The 1,510-nt window shown below is 60.1% G+C and carries 1 protein-coding gene and 1 pseudogene; both read left to right on the top strand.

Features of this window, described 5'->3' with window-relative positions; genetic code table 11:
* Positions 1-265: IS66 family insertion sequence element accessory protein TnpB (gene tnpB / locus ACOCD2_RS19535; RefSeq protein WP_419625924.1), on the top strand; the 265-nt coding region annotated here is incomplete at its 5' end.
* 158 nt (positions 266-423) lie between these two features.
* A pseudogene (tnpC, locus tag ACOCD2_RS19530) lies at positions 424-1,510 on the top strand (IS66 family transposase); the annotation flags it as partial.

Genomic DNA, 1,510 nt, shown 5'->3' with positions numbered 1-1,510 from the left:
CGAACAGGAGCTGGGCCACAACCCCTTTGAGGGGGCGCTGTATGCCTTCACCAACCGGCGGCGGGACAAGATCAAGCTTCTGTATTGGGAAGACAATGGCTTCGTGCTCTATTACAAGAGCTTGGCCGAGGAGAAGTTTCACTGGCCGGGTGGTGAGGAGGAGCTGGTTTCGCTGACCGGGCAGCAGATCAACTGGCTCCTCGATGGCTATGACATCGGGGCCATGAAAGGCCACAGAAAGTTGCAATACGAGGCCACTTTCTGATGCGATAAGCGATTGAAAATGATAGAATATGCTGCATGAAACCGGTGCTGGACACTTCCCCGAATCCCTCTGCCCCAGCATCGTTCCCTTCAGCCGATCTGCTTCGGATTCTTGAAGAAAAAGATCGCTCTCTGGAAGAGAAAGACCGTCTTCTGGTGCAACAGCAGGCCCTGCTCAAAGAGCGGGAGGCACTCATCGCCGAGCAACAGAAGCTGCTCCGACTGATGGAAGAGCAGCTGCGCCTGGCGCGGCTGCGCAAGTTCGGCGCACGCAGCGAGAAGCTGCCCTTCCAGGGTGAGTTGTTCGACGAAGCCGAGCTGGAAGTCTCCCTCGAAGCGGTGGAAAAGGAACTGGCCGAAGCCGAGGCGGAACCGAAAAAGCCGCGCAAGCGGCGCAACAAGGCCGACGGCTTCGACGAGAACCTGCCACGCATCCAGGTGCGGCTGACCCTGGACGAAGCAGAAAAGGCCGGGGCCAATAAAACCTTCTTCAGCAAGGTCAAGGAAGAGCTGGACATCGTCCCGGCGCAGGCCCGGGTGATCGAATACTGGCAGGAGAAAGCGGTATTCGAGCAGGAAGACGGTACGCAGCAGGTGGCCTGTGCCGCCCGCCCGGTTCATCCCCTGGGCAAATGCCTGGCCAGTGTGCAGCTGCTGGCCTGGATTCTGGTGGCCAAGTACGCCGACGCCCTGCCGCTGTACCGGCTCGAAGGCATTCTCAAGCGCCATGGCGGTCAAATCAGCCGCACGACGATGGCCAACTGGATCATCCGCCTGGATGACGTATTCAAGCCGTTGATCAACCTGCTGCGGGAACAGCAGCTTGACGGTGACTACCTGCAAGCCGATGAGACCCGACTCCAGGTACTCAAGGAGAGCGGAAAATCGGCCCAGTCGGACAAATGGATGTGGGTGATCCGGGGCGGACCACCGGACCGACCGGCGGTGCTGTTCGAATACGATCCCTCGCGCAGCGAGGAGGTGCCCCTGCGCCTGCTCGATGGCTTCAGGGGAACACTCCAGACCGACGGCTATGCCGGCTACAACCGGGTGTGCCGGGAGAACGGCCTGACCCGCATCGGCTGCTGGGATCACGCACGGCGCAAGTTCGTCGAAGCCAGCCAAGCGGCGCCGGCGAAAAAGAAAGGGACGAAGGTCAGCAAAGCCGACGTGGCCATCGGCAAGATCCGCAAACTCTACGCCATCGAGAAACGGATCGAAAAACTGCCGCCGGAAGAAAAGACCC

It is taken from the genome of Thiolapillus sp. (assembly GCF_048562965.1).
Classification (GTDB): domain Bacteria; phylum Pseudomonadota; class Gammaproteobacteria; order Chromatiales; family Chromatiaceae; genus Thiolapillus; species Thiolapillus brandeum_A.
Note: the sequence above shows the minus strand (reverse complement) of the source record. Positions and strands in the feature narration are given on the sequence as shown.